Annotated in this window: 18 protein-coding genes; 12 read left to right on the forward strand and 6 right to left on the reverse strand. The window is 62.4% G+C overall.

What is annotated here, in order from left to right; translation table 11 throughout:
• From SE92_RS34455 to flaF, 4 genes are all read left to right on the forward strand, one after another.
• On the forward strand, nucleotides 1–1,080 hold a 1,080-nt coding region (locus SE92_RS34455; RefSeq protein WP_157096010.1), incomplete at its 5' end, for a DUF1522 domain-containing protein.
• A gap of 325 nt (nucleotides 1,081–1,405) precedes the next feature.
• Complete coding sequence (locus SE92_RS34460; RefSeq protein WP_063203238.1) at nucleotides 1,406–3,706, forward strand: DUF1522 domain-containing protein; 2,301 nt, start codon at nucleotides 1,406–1,408, stop codon at nucleotides 3,704–3,706.
• A 218-nt stretch (nucleotides 3,707–3,924) separates the two neighbouring features.
• Nucleotides 3,925–6,219: a DUF1522 domain-containing protein gene (locus SE92_RS34465; RefSeq protein ID WP_063203239.1), complete on the forward strand. Its 2,295-nt coding sequence runs from the start codon at nucleotides 3,925–3,927 to the stop codon at nucleotides 6,217–6,219.
• A gap of 294 nt (nucleotides 6,220–6,513) precedes the next feature.
• A complete protein-coding gene (flaF, locus tag SE92_RS34470; RefSeq protein ID WP_008554779.1) occupies nucleotides 6,514–6,882 on the forward strand; it encodes a flagellar biosynthesis regulator FlaF in 369 nt (122 codons plus the stop codon).
• A 198-nt stretch (nucleotides 6,883–7,080) separates the two neighbouring features.
• Here flaF and SE92_RS34475 read toward each other — a convergent pair whose 3' ends face one another.
• The 4 genes from SE92_RS34475 to SE92_RS34490 all read right to left on the reverse strand — a co-directional run bounded on the left by SE92_RS34475 (nucleotide 7,081) and on the right by SE92_RS34490 (nucleotide 9,604).
• A complete protein-coding gene (locus SE92_RS34475) occupies nucleotides 7,081–7,440 on the reverse strand; it encodes a hypothetical protein (protein WP_063203240.1) in 360 nt (119 codons plus the stop codon).
• Nucleotides 7,441–7,599: 159 nt separating this feature from the next.
• On the reverse strand, nucleotides 7,600–8,097 hold the full coding sequence (locus SE92_RS34480; RefSeq protein ID WP_063203241.1) for a hypothetical protein: 498 nt from the start codon (nucleotides 8,095–8,097) through the stop codon (nucleotides 7,600–7,602).
• Between the two features lie 11 nt (nucleotides 8,098–8,108).
• Nucleotides 8,109–8,480, reverse strand: coding sequence for a flagellar assembly peptidoglycan hydrolase FlgJ (gene flgJ, locus SE92_RS34485; protein WP_063203242.1), 372 nt, complete (start codon nucleotides 8,478–8,480; stop codon nucleotides 8,109–8,111).
• On the reverse strand, nucleotides 8,480–9,604 hold the full coding sequence (locus SE92_RS34490; RefSeq protein WP_063203243.1) for a flagellar basal body P-ring protein FlgI: 1,125 nt from the start codon (nucleotides 9,602–9,604) through the stop codon (nucleotides 8,480–8,482). Before SE92_RS34490 ends, flgJ begins: the two co-directional genes overlap by 1 nt.
• Before the next feature lie 283 nt (nucleotides 9,605–9,887).
• On the opposite strand from SE92_RS34490, the gene SE92_RS34495 reads away from it, so the two are divergent.
• Entirely contained in the window at nucleotides 9,888–10,301 is a 414-nt protein-coding gene (locus SE92_RS34495; RefSeq protein WP_063203244.1) for a flagellar assembly protein FliX, read from the forward strand.
• 13 nt (nucleotides 10,302–10,314) lie between these two features.
• Here SE92_RS34495 and SE92_RS34500 read toward each other — a convergent pair whose 3' ends face one another.
• Nucleotides 10,315–10,686 carry a winged helix-turn-helix transcriptional regulator gene (locus tag SE92_RS34500; protein WP_063203923.1) on the reverse strand — a complete coding sequence of 124 codons (372 nt, stop codon included), beginning with the start codon at nucleotides 10,684–10,686 and terminating at the stop codon, nucleotides 10,315–10,317.
• Nucleotides 10,687–10,835: 149 nt separating this feature from the next.
• Here SE92_RS34500 and SE92_RS34505 point away from each other — a divergent pair, with 149 nt between their 5' ends.
• Nucleotides 10,836–11,447, forward strand: a complete 612-nt coding sequence (locus SE92_RS34505; protein ID WP_063203245.1) for an NAD(P)-dependent oxidoreductase — start codon at nucleotides 10,836–10,838, stop codon at nucleotides 11,445–11,447.
• A 216-nt stretch (nucleotides 11,448–11,663) separates the two neighbouring features.
• The gene (dksA, locus tag SE92_RS34510; protein ID WP_008554760.1) at nucleotides 11,664–12,029 is read left to right on the forward strand and encodes an RNA polymerase-binding protein DksA; all 366 of its coding nucleotides are present in this window, start codon (nucleotides 11,664–11,666) and stop codon (nucleotides 12,027–12,029) included.
• Between the two features lie 282 nt (nucleotides 12,030–12,311).
• Here dksA and SE92_RS34515 read toward each other — a convergent pair whose 3' ends face one another.
• A complete protein-coding gene (locus SE92_RS34515; RefSeq protein ID WP_198172887.1) occupies nucleotides 12,312–12,710 on the reverse strand; it encodes a winged helix-turn-helix transcriptional regulator in 399 nt (132 codons plus the stop codon).
• A 93-nt stretch (nucleotides 12,711–12,803) separates the two neighbouring features.
• Here SE92_RS34515 and SE92_RS34520 point away from each other — a divergent pair, with 93 nt between their 5' ends.
• The 5 genes from SE92_RS34520 (at nucleotide 12,804) to SE92_RS35460 (ending at nucleotide 20,115) form a co-directional block, all read left to right on the forward strand.
• On the forward strand, nucleotides 12,804–13,832 hold the full coding sequence (locus tag SE92_RS34520) for an SDR family oxidoreductase (protein ID WP_063203246.1): 1,029 nt from the start codon (nucleotides 12,804–12,806) through the stop codon (nucleotides 13,830–13,832).
• Between the two features lie 96 nt (nucleotides 13,833–13,928).
• Nucleotides 13,929–14,708 (forward strand): 2-keto-4-pentenoate hydratase, encoded by a 780-nt coding sequence (locus SE92_RS34525; RefSeq protein ID WP_063203247.1) that lies wholly within the window; start codon nucleotides 13,929–13,931, stop codon nucleotides 14,706–14,708.
• Between the two features lie 781 nt (nucleotides 14,709–15,489).
• Nucleotides 15,490–15,828, forward strand: coding sequence for a type II toxin-antitoxin system RelE/ParE family toxin (locus SE92_RS34530; protein WP_063203248.1), 339 nt, complete (start codon nucleotides 15,490–15,492; stop codon nucleotides 15,826–15,828).
• Entirely contained in the window at nucleotides 15,828–16,154 is a 327-nt protein-coding gene (locus SE92_RS34535; protein WP_063203249.1) for a helix-turn-helix domain-containing transcriptional regulator, read from the forward strand. The genes SE92_RS34530 and SE92_RS34535 overlap by 1 nt, the downstream gene beginning before the upstream one ends.
• A 283-nt stretch (nucleotides 16,155–16,437) precedes the next feature.
• Nucleotides 16,438–20,115 (forward strand): SIR2 family NAD-dependent protein deacylase, encoded by a 3,678-nt coding sequence (locus tag SE92_RS35460; protein WP_198172889.1) that lies wholly within the window; start codon nucleotides 16,438–16,440, stop codon nucleotides 20,113–20,115.
• Nucleotides 20,116–20,121: the final 6 nt, after the last annotated feature.

A 20,121-nucleotide genomic window follows, 5' to 3' on the forward strand; every position in this document is an offset into this window, starting at 1 on the left:
CAGGCCGGCACGGTCAACGACGTCTTGAAGGCGATCGACCTTGCCACCGGCGTGCAGACCGCGACGATCAATGCCAACGGCACCGCGACGCTTGCGACCGCCACCGGCCAGACCAACTCGTCGATCAACGCCTCCGGCCAGCTCAAGATCTCGACCGGCGTCAATGCCGATCTGTCGATCACCGGCACCGGTAACGCGCTGAACGTGCTCGGCTTCGCCGGCAACACCGGGACCTCGACCGCCTTCACCGCGGCGCGCACTTCCGGCGTTGGCGGCCTCACCGGCAAGACCCTGACCTTCTCCTCCTTCAACGGCGGCACGGCGGTCAATGTCACCTTCGGCGACGGCACCAACGGCACGACCAAGACGCTCGATCAGCTCAACACCAAGCTGCAGGCCAACAACCTGACGGCGACGATCGACGCCAACGGTCTGCTGACGGTCTCGACCACCAACGACTACGCGTCCTCGACCATCGGTTCGACCGCGGCGGGTGGTGCGATCGGCGGTACGCTGACGTCGGCGCTGACCTTCTCGACGGCTTCCAGCCCCGTCCAGGACACGGTTGCACAGACCTCCCGTGCCAACCTGGTCAACCAGTACAACAACATCCTCCAGCAGATCGACTCGACCGCCCAGGACTCCTCGTTCAACGGCGTCAACCTGCTGAATGGTGACCAGCTCAAGCTGGTGTTCGACGAGACTGCCAAGTCGAGCCTCAGCATCACCGGCGTGACCTACAACTCCAAGGGTCTGGGCCTTGCTGCGCTGACCGGCGGTGTCGACTTCATCGACAACGCCGCCACCAACAAGGTGCTGACCAACCTGAACTCGGCCTCCAGCACGCTGCGCTCGGAAGCTTCGAGCCTCGGCTCGAACCTGACGATCGTGCAGGTTCGTCAGGACTTCAACAAGAACCTGATCAACGTGCTGCAGACCGGCTCGTCGAACCTGACCCTGGCCGACACCAACGTCGAGGCGGCCAACAGCCAGGCGCTGTCGACCCGCCAGTCGATCGCGGTCTCCGCGCTGTCGCTGGCCAACCAGTCGCAGCAGAGCGTGCTGCAGCTGCTCCGCTAAGTCGCGGACGACATCGCAAGCAAGATCCGGCGGCGGGGCTTCGGCCCCGCCGCTTTCTTTTTGCTTGCTGGCCGAAGTTCGGGAGGGAGGAGACGCTCGAAAAGTAACCAGCGGTTATGGTTAATGGAGCGTAAGCGCCAGGAATCGCCAATGATTTCAGGTGGATTCCGAACCGCGTGCGTGCCGTCGGCTCGCTTATGGTGAACCGGCGCTTATGCGGACCGCACGTCTTTCACCCTTTGTTAGCCACGTCACGGCACGCTGGCCACGTCACTCGATCCAGAAGCGATCGAACGAAGACGCGTAAGCCAGAAGGGTAAGAGTCATGTCCGTTGTTCTCTCTGCGTCGGTTCGTCAGAACCTGCTCTCTCTCCAGTCCACCGCCGACCTCCTCGCCACCACACAGAACCGTCTGTCGACCGGCAAGAGCGTCAACTCGGCTCTGGACAATCCCACCAACTTCTTCACCGCCCAGTCGCTCGACAACCGCGCCAGCGACATCAACAACCTGCTCGACAGCATCGCCAACGGCGTGCAGGTGCTGCAGGCCGCCAACACCGGCCTGACCTCGCTGCAGAAGCTGATCGACAGCGCGAAGTCGATCGCCAACCAGGCGCTGCAGACCACGGTCGGCTACTCCACCAAGTCCAACGTCTCCACCACGATCTCGGGTGCGACCGCGGCCGACCTGCGCGGCACGACGAGCTTCGCCAGCGCCACCGCATCCAGCAACGTGCTGTATAGCGGCGCGGCCGGCGGCACCACCGCGGCGACCGGCACTACGACGCTCGGCGCCAGCATCGGCGTCTTCGCGAGCACTGGTGCAACGACCGGCGCCGCCGGTAGCACGACGTTGGAAGGCACCATCACCCTGATCGCCACCAACGGCACGAGCGCCAGCGGCCTGGCCGGCAACGCCCAGCCCGCCGACGGCGATACCCTGACCGTGAACGGCAAGACCATCACCTTCCGCGCCGGCACCGCGCCGGCCTCGACTGCTGTTCCCTCCGGTTCGGGCGTCAGCGGCCATCTCGTCACCGACGGCAGCGGCAACACCACCGTCTATCTCGGTAGCACCGGCGCGCCGGCATCGCTTGCGACCGTCGACGATCTGTTGAGCGCGATCGATCTGGCCAGCGGCGTGAAGACGGTCTCCATCACCTCGGGTGCTGCGACGATCACCTTCAGCGCCAGCCAGCCAGGTGGTGCTGCTGGCGTCTCGACCGTCGCTGGCGGCGCCGTCACGCTGAGGAGCTCGACGGGCGCGGATCTGAGCATCACCGGCAAGGCCGACCTGCTCAAGGCACTCACCCTGACGACGTCGACCGGTGCAGGTAACGCTACCCTCGAGGTCCCCCGGACCACGAGCGCGGCCTCGCTGGGTGCGGAGATCGCGGACGGCTCGACCCTGAACGTCGACGGTCACGTCATCACCTTCAAGAACGCGCCGATCCCGGGTTCGACCGGTGCTCCGAGCGTTCCGAGCGGTTATGGTGCGAGCGGCAACGTCCTCACCGACGGCAACGGCAACTCGACGGTCTATCTGCAAGCCGGTACGGTCAATGACGTGCTGAAGGCGATCGACTTGGCCACTGGTGTGCAGACCGCGACGATCAACGCCAACGGCACCGCGACGCTCGCCACCGCAACGGGCCAGTCGAACTCGACGATCAACTCGTCCGGTCAGCTCAAGCTCGCGACCGGCGTTAACGCAGATCTGTCGATCACCGGCACCGGCAACGCGTTGAACGTGTTCGGCCTCGCCGGCAACACTGGCAACGCGACCGCCTTCACCGCGGCGCGCACCTCCGGGATCGGCGGCATCGCCGGCAAGACCTTGACCTTCTCCTCCTTCAACGGCGGCACGGCGGTCAACGTCACCTTCGGCGACGGCACCAACGGCACGGTCAAGACGCTCGATCAGCTCAACACCAAGCTACAGGCCAACAACCTGTCTGCAACGATCGACGCCAACGGCTTGTTGACCATCACCGCGTCCAACGACTACGCGTCCTCGACCATCGGCTCGACGACCGCCGGCGGTGCGATCGGCGGCACGCTAACTTCGGCGCTGACATTCTCGACGGCTTCGAATCCCGTCCAGGATGGCGTCGCCCAGACGGCCCGTGCGAACCTGGTGTCTCAGTACAACAACATCCTGAACCAGATCGACACGACTTCGCAGGACTCCTCGTTCAACGGCGTCAACCTCTTGAACGGCGACCAGCTCAAGCTGGTGTTCGACGAGACCGGCAAGTCGAGCCTGAACATCACCGGCGTGACCTACAACTCCAAGGGTCTGGGCCTCGCCTCGCTGACCGTCGGCGTCGACTTCATCGACAACGCCGCCGCCAACCGGGTGCTGACCAATTTGAACGCCGCGTCGAGCACGCTGCGCTCGGAGGCCTCGAGCCTCGGCTCGAACCTCTCGGTCGTTCAGATCCGTCAGGACTTCAACAAGAACCTGATCAACGTGCTGCAGACCGGCTCGTCCAACCTGACCCTGGCCGACACCAACGTCGAAGCGGCCAACAGCCAGGCGTTGTCGACCCGCCAGTCCATCGCGGTCTCCGCGCTGTCGCTGGCCAATACCTCGCAGCAGAGCGTGCTGCAATTACTCAGGTAATAAGCGACTGAAATCACTGCGGAAAATCGAGCGGCGGGGCCATTTGCCCCGCCGCTCTTTTTGCATTTGGAGGCGGGGCAGGGCGTTCACCGGCCATTAACCCTATCCTTTAAACCGGCGTTAACCATACTTTAAAGGACACCTCCTAAAACTGGACAAAAGCCCGCTTTGCAGACCGCGCGGCCGATTCGTATCCGGTTCAAGAGGAAGACTCGCCAATGTCCAACATCGTTCTCTCGGCGTCCGTTCGCCAGAACCTGTTGTCGCTGCAGTCGACGGCCGACTTGCTGGCCACGACGCAGGAGCGGCTGTCGACCGGCAAGAAGGTCAACACCGCGCTCGACAATCCCACCAACTTCTTCACCGCTCAAGGATTGGACAACCGGGCGAGCGACATCAGCAATTTGCTCGACGGCATCAACAACGGTGTGCAGGTGCTGCAGGCCGCCAACACCGGCATCACTTCGCTGCAGAAGCTGATCGACAGCGCGAAATCGATCGCGAACCAGGCGCTGCAGACCACGGTCGGCTACTCCACCAAGTCCAACGTCTCCACCACGATTCCCGGCGCGACGCCCGCCGACCTTCGCGGCACGACCTCCTATGCGAGCGCGACGGCCAAGAGCAACGTGCTCTATACCGGTGCTGCCGGCGGCGTGACGCCGGTCACGGGAACTGCCGCACTCGGCGCCTCGCTGGGCTCGAGCGCCGGCACGGTGGTCGGATTTGCCGCGACCGCGGCTGACGGCACGACCGTGCTCAGCGGCACCGCCACGCTCGTCGGCACCACCGCGTCCACCACCTTCGGGGCCGCGCCCGCCGACGGCGATACCATCACCGTGAACGGCAAGACCATCACCTTCCGCACCGGTATTGCCCCGAGCACGCAGCCGACCGGCTGGGGCCTCGACGCCAGCGGCCACATCGCCACGGACGGCAACGGCAATTCGATCGTCTACGAGGGAACGCCGACTGCGCCCGGTGCGACCATCAACGACGTCCTCACCGCGATCGACCTCGCCAGCGGCGTCAAGACTGCGACCATCAGCGCGAGCGCGGCGACCATCGCTATCAGCGGCGCGGCCGGACCCGTCGGCACGCTCCAGACGGCATCATCCATCTCGGGCGGCGGCCAGATCACGCTGAAGAGCTCGACCGGCGCCGATCTCAGCCTGACTGGCAAGGCCGACTTCCTCAACAAGCTCGGTCTGACTGCGGCCACCGGCGCGGGCAATGCGAGCGTCACTGCGAACCGGTCGACGACCGCCGGCTCGCTCGGCACTCTCGTCCAGGACGGCTCGACGCTGAACATCGACGGTCACACCATCACCTTCAAGAACGCGCAGACGCCGCAATCGGCGGCGAGCGTGGCCACCGGCTACGGCGTCAGCGGCAACGTCGTCACCGACGGCAACGGCAACTCGACCGTCTATCTCCAGAGCGCGACGTTGACCGACCTGCTCAACTCGATCGACCTTGCCACCGGCGTCAAGACGGCCGGCATCTTCAACGGCGCGGCGACGCTGTCGACCACCGCGGGCCAGATCCCCTCGTCGGTCAACAGCAGCGGCCAGCTCGCGCTCTCCACCGGCATCAATGCCGACTTGTCGATCACCGGCACCGGCAATGCGCTCAGCGCCTTCGGCCTCAGCGGCAATACGGGAACGGCGACCGCCTTCACCGCGGCGCGCACCTCGGGTGTCGGCGGTGTCAGCGGCAAGACGCTGACCTTCTCGTCCTTCAACGGCGGCACGCCGGTGAACGTCACCTTCGGCGACGGCACCAATGGCACCGTCAAGACGCTCGATCAGCTCAATGTGCAGCTGCAGGCCAACCACCTGACGGCGACGATCGATGCCAACGGCGTGCTGACGGTCACCACCGTCAACGAATACGCGTCCTCGACTCTCGGTTCGACTGCCGCGGGCGGCGCGGTCGGTGGCACGCTCACCGGCGTGCTCGCCTTCACCACCGCGCAGCCCCCGGTCCAGGACCCGGTCGCGCAGACGGCGCGTTCGAGCCTGGTCAGCCAGTTCAACAACATCCTGGCGCAGATCGACACGACGTCGCAGGACTCGTCCTTCAACGGCATCAACCTGCTGAACGGCGACACGCTGAAGCTGGTGTTCAACGAGAACGGCAGCTCCACGCTCGGCATCAACGGCGTCGTGTTCAACGCGGCCGGCCTCGGCCTCAGCAATCTCGTTCCCGGCACGGACTTCATCGACAACGGCGCCACCAACAAGGTGCTGGCCAGCCTGAATGCCGCCTCGAGCAGGCTGCGCTCGGAAGGCTCCTCGCTCGGCTCGAACCTCTCGATCGTGCAGGTGCGTCAGGACTTCTCCAAGAACCTGATCAACGTGCTGCAGACCGGCTCGTCCAATTTGACGCTCGCCGACACCAACGAGGAAGCGGCCAACAGCCAGGCGCTGTCGACCCGCCAGTCGATCGCGGTCTCCGCGCTGTCGCTGGCCAACCAGTCGCAGCAGAGCGTGCTGCAGCTGCTCCGCTAATCCAGCAGCGCAGGCTCGCTACTCGAGATTTCGCGGCGGGGCTAACGCTCCGCCGTTCTTTTGAGGGAGATCGCTAAGACAAGATTAGCTGAGATCGACACGCATCGCGCGAAGCGCGTTTACATCGTGCGTGCGTGGATCTAGCGTTGTGCCGACGAGGAGCTCCGTGACCCGTAATTATCCGGAGTGCCTCCAAGCACATCATGTAAGCAAATCTTAAGCGGTGCTGCCTAGGGTTGGGAAAGAAATCCTTAAGCGCTTACAACGCGCTAGGTAACCTCCAGGGTGTGATTGATGTCGAATTCCGCTGCCTCGGCTTATGCGCGTGTTGCAACGACCACCGCATCTCCTCGCGACATCGAGGCGCAGACCCTGCTCAAGGCCGCGAACAAGCTCCAGGACGCCGTGAACAACGCCGATCCGCTCAGCGAGCAGACCATGCAGGCCCTGATGTTCAACCGCAAGCTCTGGACCATCTTTCTGAGCGAGGCGATGCGCGACAACAATCCGCAGCCGATCGACGTTCGGCAGAAGATCGCCAATATCAGCGTGTTCGTGCTGAGCCAGACCGCCGCGCTGCAGATGAGCCCGCAGTTCGATCACTTCCGTCCGCTGATCGAGATCAACCGCAACATCGCTGCGGGTCTGTCCGGGCGGCCCTGACGGGGACTCCCGGCGGCCGGCATCGCGAGCAATTTGGTTGCATCAACCGAACAGGGCTCGTCGAACGGCGCCGCCGTCACCGCGGCGACATCTCGCAACGTTGGCAGGGCCGATCAGGATTTCTTTCGGGAATGAGAAATCCGCGCTGACCGGTGCCGGTCAGACGCAGAGCGGAGCATCGTCGGCGATCGCCGACCGTCAGGCGCTGACATCCGTGCTGAGCGGACGCGAAGGTTCGGACTTCATGTCCAATGCATGGAAATAGGCTCGCCGGCGCAGCATTGCTTCGTCGGGGAACTGGTTGACCACCGCGTCGGTCCTGTCGTTGACGACCTGGAAGACGAAGGATGCCGCCGCCTGGTCGAACACCACCTGACGTGAGACGTTCTCGTGGTTCGGCAAACTGCTGCGCAGGGGCGCGCTGCTATCGCTCGCGGCGACCGTCTGGTTCACCGGAAGATCAGTTTGCACGGCCTCGTTCGCCGCCGCATTGGACGTCGTTACGATCTGCACGGGGGCCGGGATCCCCACCGGCCTGATGCTGAAATCTGTACTCATGGCAGCCTCCTGGTTGCCTAGCGTGAGTCAAATCCCAACCCTCCTAATAACGCAACCATGGAACACCAGAACTGAAGACCCGGTAAGGAAACGTGCCTAACCGCGCGACGCTATCGTCGCGCGGTTTTTCGTAAAATTGTTGCTTGTTTTCGTATGCGCTCAGAGCGAGCGGCTGACCGCGAGCGGGGTGATGTGGCGAGGACCCGGCGCTGCGCGGCGGCCTGCGGCCGTATAGGTGTTCGGCACGTTGCGCTTCTGGATCTCGGCATTGACGCCGCGCACGACGCTTTCGGAGACCGCGTGCGCGGTCGCGAGCACGGTGAGGTTGACCTGGAGCATGGCGCGGAACGCATCGTGGTGGCGATGCAGCGTCGAGAGCAGCTCCGGCGCGGATTTCGCAAGTTGTGGCTGGTTCGCCTTCAACTGGCTGACGGCACCGACGTAGTTTCGCGACAGCTCCTGCTTCTTGCTCTCGAGCGTCATCGCCTCCCGGACCTTGCCGGCGCGAACGAGCTCGGTCTCGCGCTCGATCAGGGCGAGCAGGGCGTTCATCGCATCCATCAGGTCTTCGGCGAGCTTGCGCGCTTCCGCGCTGCCGGGCGCGGTGGCCGGGCGTTGCGCTTGCATCGGCTGACGTGAGGCGTTGAACTGGTTCATCTCGTTGGACCTTATGCCGTACGAAGAGTGGTTTTCGCCTGCTGCATGATCAAGGTACGGTAGACGTCGCGCGCGATGCCGACGCCGCCGGCATTGGCGAAGTTCTTGGAATATTGGTCGGTCAGCATCGAGCGCCACACGCCGGTGCCCGGCGTGTCGCCGAACGGGCCTTCGCCCTTCAGGCCCGAGGTCATCTGCGCGAACATGCTGTTGAGGAACATCGCCTCGAAATCGGTGGCGGTCTTCTGCGCCTTGGCCTGCTGCTTCGGCGAGACCTTCTGCAGCGCGGCCGCGAGGTCGAAATCGGGCCGGCCGTTGCGGCTCTCGACCGAAAATGCCGAGGAGGTGGCGAGGCGCGGGGTGTTGATTGCGTTCGTCTGCATCACATCACCTCGATGTCGGCTTCGATCGCGCCGGCGGCCTTGATCGCCTGGAGAATGCTGATCATGTCGCGCGGGCCGATGCCGAGGCCGTTGAGGCCGTCGACGAGCTGCTGGAGCGAGACGCCGTCCTTGACGACGGCCAGCTTCTTGCCGTCCTCGGTGACGGTGACGCTGCTGCGCGGCGCGACCACGGTGCGGCCGCGCGACAGCGGGTTGGGCTGGCTCACTTGCGGGCTCTCGGAGATGGTGACGGTGAGGTTGCCCTGCGCCACCGCGACGGTGGCGACGCGGACGTCGCGGCCCATCACGATGATGCCGCTGCGCTCGTCGATGATGATCTTGGCGGCGAGATCGGGATCGACCTGGAGCTGCTCGATCTCGGTGAGAAAGGCGACGACGTTGCCCTTGAACTCCGGCGGGACCGACAACTGCACCGTGGAGGGGTCGATCGGCTCGGCGGTCTTGACGCCGAGATAGTCGTTGATCGCGGCGGCGATGCGCTTGGCGGTGGTGAAGTCGGCGTTGCGTAGCGCCAGGCGCACGTTCGGCAGTCGATTGAGCGCGAACTCGATCTCGCGTTCGATGATGGCGCCGTTGGCGATGCGTCCGACGGTCGGGACGCCGCGGACGATCTTGGCCGCCTCGCCCTCGGCCTGGAAGCCGGAGATCGCGAGCGAGCCCTGCGCGACCGCGTAGACGTTGCCGTCGGCGCCGAGCAGGGGAGTGACGAGCAGGGTGCCGCCCTGGAGGTTCTTGGCATCGCCGAGCGCGGAGACGGTGACGTCCATGCGCGTGCCCTGGGTAGCGAAGGCCGGCAAATTGCCGGTGACCATCACGGCGGCGACGTTGCCGGTGCGGATGGTGGCGCCGCGGATGTTGACGCCCATGCGCTCGAGCATCGCCTGCAGCGACTGCTTGGTGAAGGGGATGTTGTTGAGGGTGTCGCCGGTGCCGTTGAGGCCGACGACGAGGCCGTAGCCGATGAGCTGGTTCTGCCGCACGCCCTCGATGTTGGCGAGGTCCTTGATGCGCGAGGTCGCAGCCGCCGGCGCGACCGAGAGCGCCAGCGCCGATAGCGCAGCGCAGGCCACCCCGACAATCCTCACCCAACGAACGCCCGACATCTTCTGCTCCCCAAGGCTCCTGAAAAGGCTCCTCAAATCTCGGACCAACCCCAACACTCCCATGTCGAGCTGGTCCGACGCTGTCCTTGCGAGGGCTGTGCCAAACCGGGGTGATAGGGGTAGGGCGCTGAATAGGTTGAATAAATCTGTTTCGACTGATGTCAGCCGGCGTTCGCCCTGAGGAGCGAAACTGCCGGCTGTCGGCAGATTTTGCCGGGCTGTTTACGCCCCGTTAACCATAAGACGGCGAAGGTGACGGCATCGATCACCCGGATTCCCTCCGATGCGCATCTACGGACCGAACGGCACCACGCTTGGAACGCCGGCCAGTCAGGCCAGGCGGACCGGCTCAGGCACCTTCGTGCTGCCCGATACCTCGTCGGCGCAGGAGACGCGGAGCGCTGCCGCACCGAAGGCCGCCGCCAATATCGACGGCCTGCTGGCCCTGCAAGGCGTCGAGGAGGATCCGGTCGAGCGTCGCAAGCGTTCCGTCGCGCGGGGCAGGACTGCGCTCGATGTGCTCGACGATCTCAAGATGGGTCTGTTGTCCGGCAATCTCGATGCCTCGACCGTGATGCGCTTGCGGGACGCTGCGGCCAACCTGAAATCGTCCTCGGGCGATCCTGGCCTTGATTCATTGCTCTCCGAGATCGAGCTGCGCGTCGAGGTCGAACTGGCCAAGGCCGGGCAGGCGTAACCTCACACGCTCACTACGCCGCTTCCTCCTTCTGCTGCGCGTCGTAGCGGCGCTGGGCGGCGAGAACGTCCTTCAGATTTTGCTCGGCCCAATCGCGCAGCGGATCGACCGCGCCGGCGAGCGTCAGCCCGAGCTGCGTGATCGAATACTCCACGGTGACCGGCACCGTCGCGATGGCGTGGCGCTTGAGCAGCCCGTCGCGTTCGAGCGATTTGAGCACCTGGCTCAGCATCTTCTGCGAAATGCCTTCGATCGTGCGGCGCAACTGATTGAACCGCATCGGCTCCTCGCGGAGCAGCAAGAGGATCAGCACCGCCCATTTGTCGCCGATCCGATCGAGGATCTGGCGGGTGGGACAGTTGGCGGCATAGACGTCGGGTTTCATCGTCGGTCCTTGGAATCCGTTCTCGTCGCTGACGGTACGCATCGAGGTTACCCCTGTGTAATCAGGTAAGCACAAAGTGCTCTCTTAACACCAGCGCTCATTGCGATATCTAGTGTCCATTAGTTACCACAGTCGCAAAGGAGCCTTCCATGAAAATCGCAGTCGCCGGAGCCTCGGGCCGGGCAGGGTCAGAGATCACCAAGGAACTCTCGCGCCGCGGCCATGCGGTCACCGCCATCGCCCGCAACCCCGAGAAGATCGCAGCCCTGCCGAACGTCACGCCGACCAAGGGAGACGTGCTCGACCAGGCGGGTCTCGCCAAGCTGTGGGCCGGGCACGACGTCGCCGTGAGTTCCGTGCACTTCCTCGCCAGCGACGCGCTCAAGCTGATCGGTGCGGCGAAGGACGCCAAGGTTGGCCGCTATCTCGTCGTCGGCGGCGCCGGCAGCCTCGAGGTCGCGCCAGGCGTGAAGCTGGTCACGACCCCCAGTTTTCCGGCCCAATACAAGGCGGAAGCCGAGGCAGGCTCGGCCTTCCTCGACCTGTTGCGGCAGGACAAGGAGCTGAACTGGACCTTCATTTCGCCGTCGGCGCTGTTCGTCGAGGGGGAACGCACGGGCAAGTTCCGGCTCGGGACCGATCAGCTTCTCGCAGATGCGAACGGCAAGAGCTGGATCAGTTTCGCCGACTACGCCATTGCGCTCGCCGACGAAATCGAGCGTCCGGCGCATCTGAAGCAGCGTTTCACGGTCGGATACTAGGCCTTCGGCCGCCCCCCGGGCCCTCCAGGATAAACCTTCCTGTGCAAGGGCTTGGGGGTGCCGGCCAGGCCTTCAGGGAAAGATTGTCTGTCACAGGAGGCCGCTATATAACGCCCCGCTCAACGGACCCCGTTTCCGTTGCGAGTCGTTGCTTAGACAGATAGGCCGCCCTTGGAAAAGTTGAAAAACTACCGACCGACCGAAAAAGAGCCTTTCATGAACGACCGGCAGAAGGAGTACTTCCGTTTGAAGCTCCTCGCCTGGAAGGATGAGATCCTCAAAGAGTCCAAACTCACCCTGCAGGCCCTGCAGGAGGAGAACGTGAACCACCCCGATCTTGCCGATCGGGCATCGTCCGAAACCGACCGCGCCATCGAACTCCGCGCCCGCGACCGCCAGCGCAAGTTGATCGCCAAGATCGACGCCGCGCTCCAGCGTATCGAGGACAACACCTACGGCTATTGCGAGGACACCGGCGAGCCGATCTCGTTGAAGCGGCTCGAAGCCCGGCCCATCGCGACGCTTTCGGTGGAGGCGCAGGAGCGCCACGAGAAACGCGAGAAGGTCTATCGCGACGAATAGAGTCCGAGCCGCAGAGATGCGGCTCTTTGTTTTTGCACGCATGGCGCCGCTTGGCGCCGTGATCGGCATTTGTCTGCCGCCTGCAGCTGCGCATCATCGGCGCACGACCGTGATCGCGAAAAGTGAATCGCGATCAACGGGCTAGACTCGATTCCTCCGACCTCACGTGAGTTCGGATGAGAATCGACGTTAACTTCAGGTGCGGGCGGTTTTGCGAGTCGCATCAACGAGATCGGCTCGGATGCTGAGACACTGATCCAGCTGCATCAAGCATCGCTGCAATCAGGCCTGTTGCGACGCCACGAGGCGTGCATCTCCATAAAGCCTGGACCAACTCAATATTTCCTTAAACGCGGGCAACAGGCCGTAGGCCGCATCCGTCAGCTCGTATTCCACACGCAGCGGCTTCTCCGCGAAGGCGGTCCGCGACACCAGGCCGTCCTGCTCGAGCTCGCGCAGCTGCGTGGTCAGCATGTGCTGGGTGATGCCGCCGATCGACCGTCGCAGGGCGCCGAACCGAACCGCGCCGTTCATCAGCGCGAACAGGATCTCCAGTTTCCACTTGCCGCCAAGGGCATGGATGGCCCGCTTGAAATCCGCGAGCAGGGCGGGGTCGGGGCTGCAATCGCAGTCGTCGTCGCAAGGGCTGGTCAGGTTTTCCATACCGGTCTCGAAATCCATTCTACTTGTCCGCAAGCAGATAGTGACCAGATGCGGCCCTGAGCAGGGTGGCGGAACCAATTCGCCGGCCCGCACATCGAGGGGAATTTGGCAATGAGCACTGTTCTGGTCACCGGCGGGTCCGGCTTCGTCGGCGTCCATGTCGTCCTGCAGCTTCTGGCCGCCGGCCACAGCGTGCGGACGACGGTGCGCCGGCCGGACCGGCAAGCCGATGTGCTGGCGATGCTCCGCGAGGGCGGCGGGGCCTCGCCCGAAAGTGTCTCCTTCTTTACGGCGGACCTCACGGGAGACGAAGGGTGGAACGAAGCCGTTGCGGGTTGTGACTACGTGCTTCACGTCGCTTCGCCGCTGTCGACCAGCGTTCCTAAGGACGAGAACGAGATGATCATCCCGGCCCGCGACGGCACGCTGCGGGTGCTGCGCGCCGCGCGGGAGGCCGGCGTCAGGCGCGTCGTCGTCACCTCGTCGCTGGGTGCGATCGGCTACGGCCATCCGCCGCGCGCAAAGCCGTTCGACGAGGCCGACTGGACCAATCTCGATGGTGTCGACGTGCAGCCCTACATCAAGTCCAAGACGCTGGCCGAGCGGGCGGCCTGGGATTTCATCGCGCGCGAGGGAGGCGGGCTGGAATTGTCCGTCGTCAATCCCGCCGGCATTTTCGGTCCCGTGCTGGGGCCGGATTTCTCCGGCTCGATCGAAATCGTCAAATCGTTGCTCGACGGCGCCATGCCGGCAGTGCCGCGGGTCTATTTCGGCGTGGTCGACGTGCGCGATGTGGCAGAGCTGCATCTGCGGGCGATGACGGCGCCCGAGGCCAAAGGCGAGCGCTTCATCGCGGTCTCGGGTGAGACGATGTCGATCCTCGATATTGCCAGGGTGCTGCGGCGGGAACTCGGGCCGGCCGCGCGCCGGGTTCCGCGGCTCCAGGCGCCGGACTGGCTGGTGCGGTTGGCCGCAAATCGGATTCCGTTGCTGCGTGCGGTCGTGCCGATGCTCGGCAAGGTCCGGCATTCCACCAGTGCCAAGGCGAGGTCGCTGCTCGGCTGGCAGGCCCGTTCCAACGAGGAAGCCATCCTCGCGACCGCCGAAAGCCTGATCCGCCTCGGTCTCGTCAAGGGCTGAGGGCCGGCTTGAACGGTCCTTTGGCCCGCGCTTGTCAGGCCCGGGTGGGAATGCTGAAGTGCCGTCCACGATTGCGTAGCGTGGGAGGCGGCGCCGATGGACAAGATTCTCGAAGCCGCCAAGGCGATCGCTCTGGCGCGCCGTAACCATGCGCCGCTCGCGGCGCTGGAACGTCCGCCCGTTGATGAAGCCGAGGGCTATCAGGTCCAGCGCGCGCTGCATGACCTGCTGCTGGCGCATGCCGGGCCGCTGGTCGGCTACAAGATCGGCTGCACCAGCCAGGTGATGCAGGACTATATCGGGATCCAGCACCCCTGCGGCGGTGGCGTGTTCCAGAAGGGCGTGCACGACAGCGGCGTGAAGCTGGCGGCCTCCAACTATGTCCGGGTCGGCGTCGAATGCGAGATCGCGGTCCGGCTGAAGCGCGACCTCGCCCCCGGCGAGGCGCCATTCACGGCCGAATGGGTCGGCGAGGCGGTCGATGCCTATCATCCCGCGATCGAGATCGTCGACGACCGCTACGTGAAGTGGGAGACCATGGGCGCCCCGACCTTGATCGCCGACGATTTCTTCGCGGCCGGCTGCGTGCTGGCCCCGTCGGTTTCGCGCTCGTCGGTGCCGGACCTGAAGGCGGTCAAGGGCCGCGCGATTCTCAACGGCGAAGAAGTCAGCCACGGCACCGGCGCCGACGTGCTCGGCCATCCCCACAACGCGCTCGCCTGGCTCGCCAACCATCTCGCCGCCGACGGCAAGGGTCTTCACGCCGGGCAGCTCGTGCTGACGGGCAGCCTGGTCAAGACGCTGTGGCTGAAGGCTGGCGACAAGGTGCGGATGGAGCTGGACGGGCTGGGCGTGGTCGAGGCGGAGTTTACGTAAGGGGGAGGGTCTCAGCCGTCATTGCGAGCGAAGCGAAGCAATCCAGGAATGTCTCCGCGGCGGCAGTCTGGATTGCTTCGTCGCAAGAGCTCCTCGCAATGACGGGAGAGGCGGAGTCGCTTTTTCCATTGAAACCCCACTCGTGGACACGCCTTCGCATCCTCGCGGCAGCTTCCGCCCGAGCTTTGCAATCGTCTTGCCCTCCTGAAGATCAAGAAGGCGCAGGGAAGGCCGGGCGCCGGCTGGCACCCGAAGTCCCGCGTGTGCGAAAAGAGCGCGCACGGGGTGGACGACAGGTGATGCCGGTCGCCCGGCCTTCCCTGCGCGATGGTTTTCACGGTGTCCTTCGTGCTCTCCTCGGGGAGCGTTGCACTATTGCCCCCGTCGCCTTGCGGCTGCTTGATGCGCGCGCCGGTTGGCCGCCACATCACCGCAAGATTTGACGCCAGAACCTCGGGCGTCGGGACCACACGACTTCTCCGTCCGCGTACGTCCCCGCTGGGTTCTCCACGGCTGGCGTGCGCTCACCGTCGAGGCCATGCGAAGACGCTGTCAGCGCCGTGTCGTATCGCGCCTGCCGCTGCTCACGGTTTCCCGCCCTGCAAGCGACCATCGCGCGCCGACGCCGTCGCGGCCACCGCATCCCATCCCGCGTTCCGTGACGATCGCGATACGCCCTCTTGTGGAATGGAACAGAACGGGAACATAATGAGGTGGCCGGAGCCTGTCAACAAGAATTTCTACAATCCGAATATTCTGAAATTGAAAATTGGTAACGAATATGGTACCAAAGGTTAAGATCGAGGAATACATCGTCAATGATCGGAGCCCTTTCCGCGATTGGCTCGAACGACTTGATCCGCAGGCGCGCGCGATGATCGCAGTTGCGATCGAGCGGCTGGCCGATGGCAACAAGTCGAACGTCAAGTCCATCGGAGAGGGCGCTGCCGAATTGAAGATCAACCGTGGGCCGGGCTACCGGGTCTATTTTGGGTGGCATGGCAACTTGTTGGTCATTCTCTTGGGAGGCGGAACCAAGCAGAGACAGCAAGACGACATCGATGCGGCGCTGCGCCGCTGGCGTGAGTACAAGTCGAGAGCACGGTCGGGGAGAAGATGATGCCATTGACCCGGAGTTTTCGTGACACGGTCCGCGCGATGGCCGAGCGCGATCCTGCTTTTCGCGAGGCGCTGTTCCTGGAGGCGATGCAGGGCCTGTTGCAGGGGGACGTTGACTATGGCCGTACGGCGCTGCGGACCTACATCAATGCCACCATCGGTTTTGAGCGCTTGAGCGAAGTGCTGGACCGCCCGCCGAAAAGCCTGATGCGGATGTTCGGGCCCAGTGGCAATCCGACGGCGGAAAACCTGTTGGCGGTGATCCACGCGCTGCAGAAGGAGACCGGTGTGCATCTGGAGATACGCGCCGTTGCGAACGCGGCGTGAGGTGACGCTATCGTTCACCGCCGTTACGTGCGGAGCCTTTTGGGATGGGCCAGCGTATCCCGACGTTCTAGAATTGACCAATGTCCTATTCTCGGCATTCACGTTTCAGGTCGATTTTAGTTGTGGTAAGGGGGCTCTACACGCAAATTGGGCCGAAATCCTTCGCCTGAGAATCTCACCGGTAGTTTGTTGAGGCTTCAATCTGATGTTTCCCGACATTGCCAACGTACTATGCATACGTGATGCTTTATGGAGACATAGGGCCCTTGGAAATGCCTCTATTATGATTGGCGCGGGCTTCAGTCGCAATGCAGATCCCGTCTCCTCAACCTCCCGGCAAATGCCTAACTGGTACCAGATGGCGACCGCCCTCTGCGAGCCGCTGTATCCGCTGGATTCTCATCGTAGGCAAAAGGCCTTAGAGGAAGCGGGGGCCACCAGCGGCTTTCTTCGCTTGGCCCAAGAGTATGAAGTCGCGTTTGGTGCGAGCTCGCTTAGTCACAAGATTCGCGATCTGGTTCCTGATACGGACTATCGTCCGAGTGATCTGCACAAGCGCTTGCTTCGACTACCTTGGGCGGACGTATTTAGTACGAATTGGGATACCCTCTTGGAAAGAGCGTGCAGCGATGTCTTTGAGCGCAGCTACGATATAGTACGTACGGTTGGTGATATTCCATTCACGGCTCGTCCGCGCATTGTAAAGCTTCACGGAAGCTTTCCAGGGCACCAGCCGTTCGTATTCACTGAAGAGGATTATCGGACTTACCCTACGAAGTTCTCGCCATTCGTAAATTTAGTTCAGCAATCGATGATGGAAACTATCTTCTGTCTCATTGGCTTTTCAGGCGACGATCCAAATTTTCTTCACTGGTCGGGTTGGGTAAGGGATCACCTGGGTCCGAGCGGGCCGAAGATTTATCTTGTTGGTTGGTTGGAGTTATCTGTTCATCGCCGTCGAATGCTCGAAGCGCGTAACGTTATGCCCGTCGACCTTTCGGCGCTACCGAGCGCAATAGGCTGGCCCGAAGACCTCCGACACCGATATGCCAGCGAGTGGTTTATCGCGGCCTTGGAGGCTGGTAGGCCTTATAGCGCCGCGAGTTGGCCCGCGGCGGGAGCCGCTCCAGCGGCCAATCCTGACTACCTCGGATCAATTCCGTTAAACCCAGCGGAGCAGCCTAGAGAAGATTTCATTGGGCCCTCTTGGGACAAGCCTAAGTCTGATCGTGAAGATGCGTTGCGTGCCACTATAGGGATTTGGGCACACAACCGGCGCCTCTATCCTGGATGGTTGATTGCCCCGGAACGCGTCAGAAACGTGCTTTGGCATCGTATTGGTAACTGGCTTTCCGAATTTGCCCTGTTATCCGGCATGTCTCTCGCGGATAAGCTTAGAGGATTGGCTGAGCTCGCATGGGGGATGAGCTGCGCTCTGCTGCCCTTTCCCCCTGATCAGGAAGATCTAGCGTTCGAGGTGCTGTCTGCGCTTGATCAGCCTGGAGACAAAAATCAAAGCGCTAAGATCGAAGGCAACAAAGGATGGCCTGGCAAGTTCGGGGCGACGAAGATGCTAGCTCTTGCGCTAGCGCGTAATGCTCGTCGAGCCGGTGATCGCGCGAAGTTTGAGCATGCATTGAATTTTACTACACCATTGCGTGCTCACGATTCAGAGCTGCGTAATGCGGTCATTTATGAGGAATGTCTTTGGCATGCTGCAATTGGTGACTTGCCGCAATTGCTTCGGCGTCTGGACGAATGGATGCCGGCTGAGGGGGAGGGAATTTGGAGTCTGCGGAAAGCAGGACTCCTCGCCGAAATGCATGAGAGCACACGTGCCTGCGCTCTACTTGAAGAAACTTTGACGCAAATCCGCCGAGGCAGACGAAGGGATGTGGACGATCTTGTCTCGCTTTCACTCGAAAGCTGGGCGCTTTTTCTTGGTCTGGCCTTCACAAATCGGATACGCCGGTACACTCCTTCGCTACCTAAAGGCATTCCCGAGCCTTTTGAGCGATGGCGTGCTCTGGGAATCGTAGATTGCGATGCTTTCAGTGAATATCGGAGTTTAACCCGAATATTGGAGGTAGATCGACCTCCCCCAACAGAAGTTACCAAAACTCGGGCATTCGATCTTGGTCATGTCAGTACCACCCATCATCTTGCTAGCACGCCCTCGGAGACTGTGGTTGCTGCCTATCAGATGGTGATGCTTGCCGAGGCCACGGGGATACCGGCTGTCGCAAGTCACATGAAGCTCTTTGACGATGGTCTGAGATTGTCGACGCGAACGCTGGTAGCTACTGAGCCGTGGCTCGCCAGTCAACTTGCAGTTCGTATTGGATACGATGATAAGCTGACGGATGAGGTCTTTAGTCGGGTTAACATAGCTCGTTTTCCACGCGATTTGGTCCCGATGCTTAAGGATTCTCTGATGAGGCGAATTTCTTTCGGACTAGCGCTCATCGGTACGCATGAAAATAAGGGCAGGGACGGCACCTCGATCGTCAATTCTTCTTTGGAAATCTTGTCGCGAGTAGCAGTGCGGTTGGCGCAATCAGAATTGATCGTCCTGTTTGATCAAGCGTCGGCGTATTATTTGTCTTCGAAGTTTCGTCAGCAGTCCCTGTTGCTCGGACGTTCTCTCGCACATCTGTTTGAACGGGTATTTGAGTCTCTTTCTCGAGGCTCACTAGCGGAGTTGTTGCCTCGACTGTTCGCGCTTCCCTTGCCGCACGAGAGGGGATCAGAAGTCGATGCTAGGAACTGGCCCGATCCTGTCGGGCTTCTTCCGGAATGGTGCGAGCCGCCTGCGCTCCAAGATCCGCGTTCCCCGCTGTGGGAAGCGATTATCTCTCGTCTGCTGGCGGCAGCGAAAGGGCCCGATAGCGTTGATCGCGGCGCTGCTGTCCTGCGCCTCTTGAAATTGTTGCGTTGGAATTTCTTGAACGAGCAGGAGTGCCGTCAATTCGGTGAGGCTTTGTGGGCGCCTGAGCTTTGCAACACGATGGGACTTCCGGAGCATACGAACCTGAGGACATGGGTTCTATTAGTCCTGCCCGAGCCAAGCGAGGGGAAGGCGCGAGAAGCTGTGACCCGGGTCGTCGGCACATTAGCGAAAGAAGGAGCAAAGTTGCATAGCCGGCTAGAGCAGATTGGAGAGCTCTTGCATCAGGCTAATCGTCTGAACATGCCCATCGAACTTTCCGCTGCAATCAAGAGTGACTTAGTTGATCTGGTAGGAAGGTGGGCCGAACATCGCCCATCTGCCAAGGATCGTTTCGCTCGCATGATGAACCGAGACGATGTGCTCGAAACTAACGCATTAGCCGGAGTTGTCGAGATTCTATCCCGTGTTGAAGTGGAGGACGACATAGTTCAGCGTATTTGGGACAAGTCGGTTGACATGGATACTCAGGATGAGGGGCCGTACGCGTTTGCCATTTATCCATTCTTGGCGCGGCGCTGGCCGACAAAAAAGCCTGATCTGTTAGATCGACTGCGACAGGCATTAGTTTCCGACAAAGAGGAACGTGTGAACTCTGCCGTTCACGGATTGTATTCCTGGCTGGCGCGAGAGCCTATCGACCAGCCTGGAGATGAAGATCTTGAGGCGCTGGTCAGGGAGATTGGTATAGCAATTGCGGCTCGAAGACATGTTCTTCTTGTGTCGGGCTTAGGTTTGGCGGAGTGGATATTCCGCGAAGGTCCGAGCCGACTTCGCAATCTTATTGTTCGCGATTGCGATCACGGGTTAGTTGCGTTGCTTGATGAGGCAAGCTATGCGCGCTCAGATCAGTCGTTCGATGTGCCAGCTGTGCGCGCGGGGTGCATTAAGTTGGCCTCATCGATGATTGCCGCTGGACACGCCGATTCGCGAGGCGCGCAGAGTTGGCTGGAGGAGTCGAAAACCGATCCCTTGCCCGAGGTGCGCAATGCGCGGGACCGGCGAGGCGTTTGAAGCAGC

Origin of the sequence: Bradyrhizobium sp. AT1, from assembly GCF_001590795.1 — a bacterium.
In the GTDB taxonomy this organism is placed as follows: Bacteria; Pseudomonadota; Alphaproteobacteria; order Rhizobiales; family Xanthobacteraceae; genus Bradyrhizobium.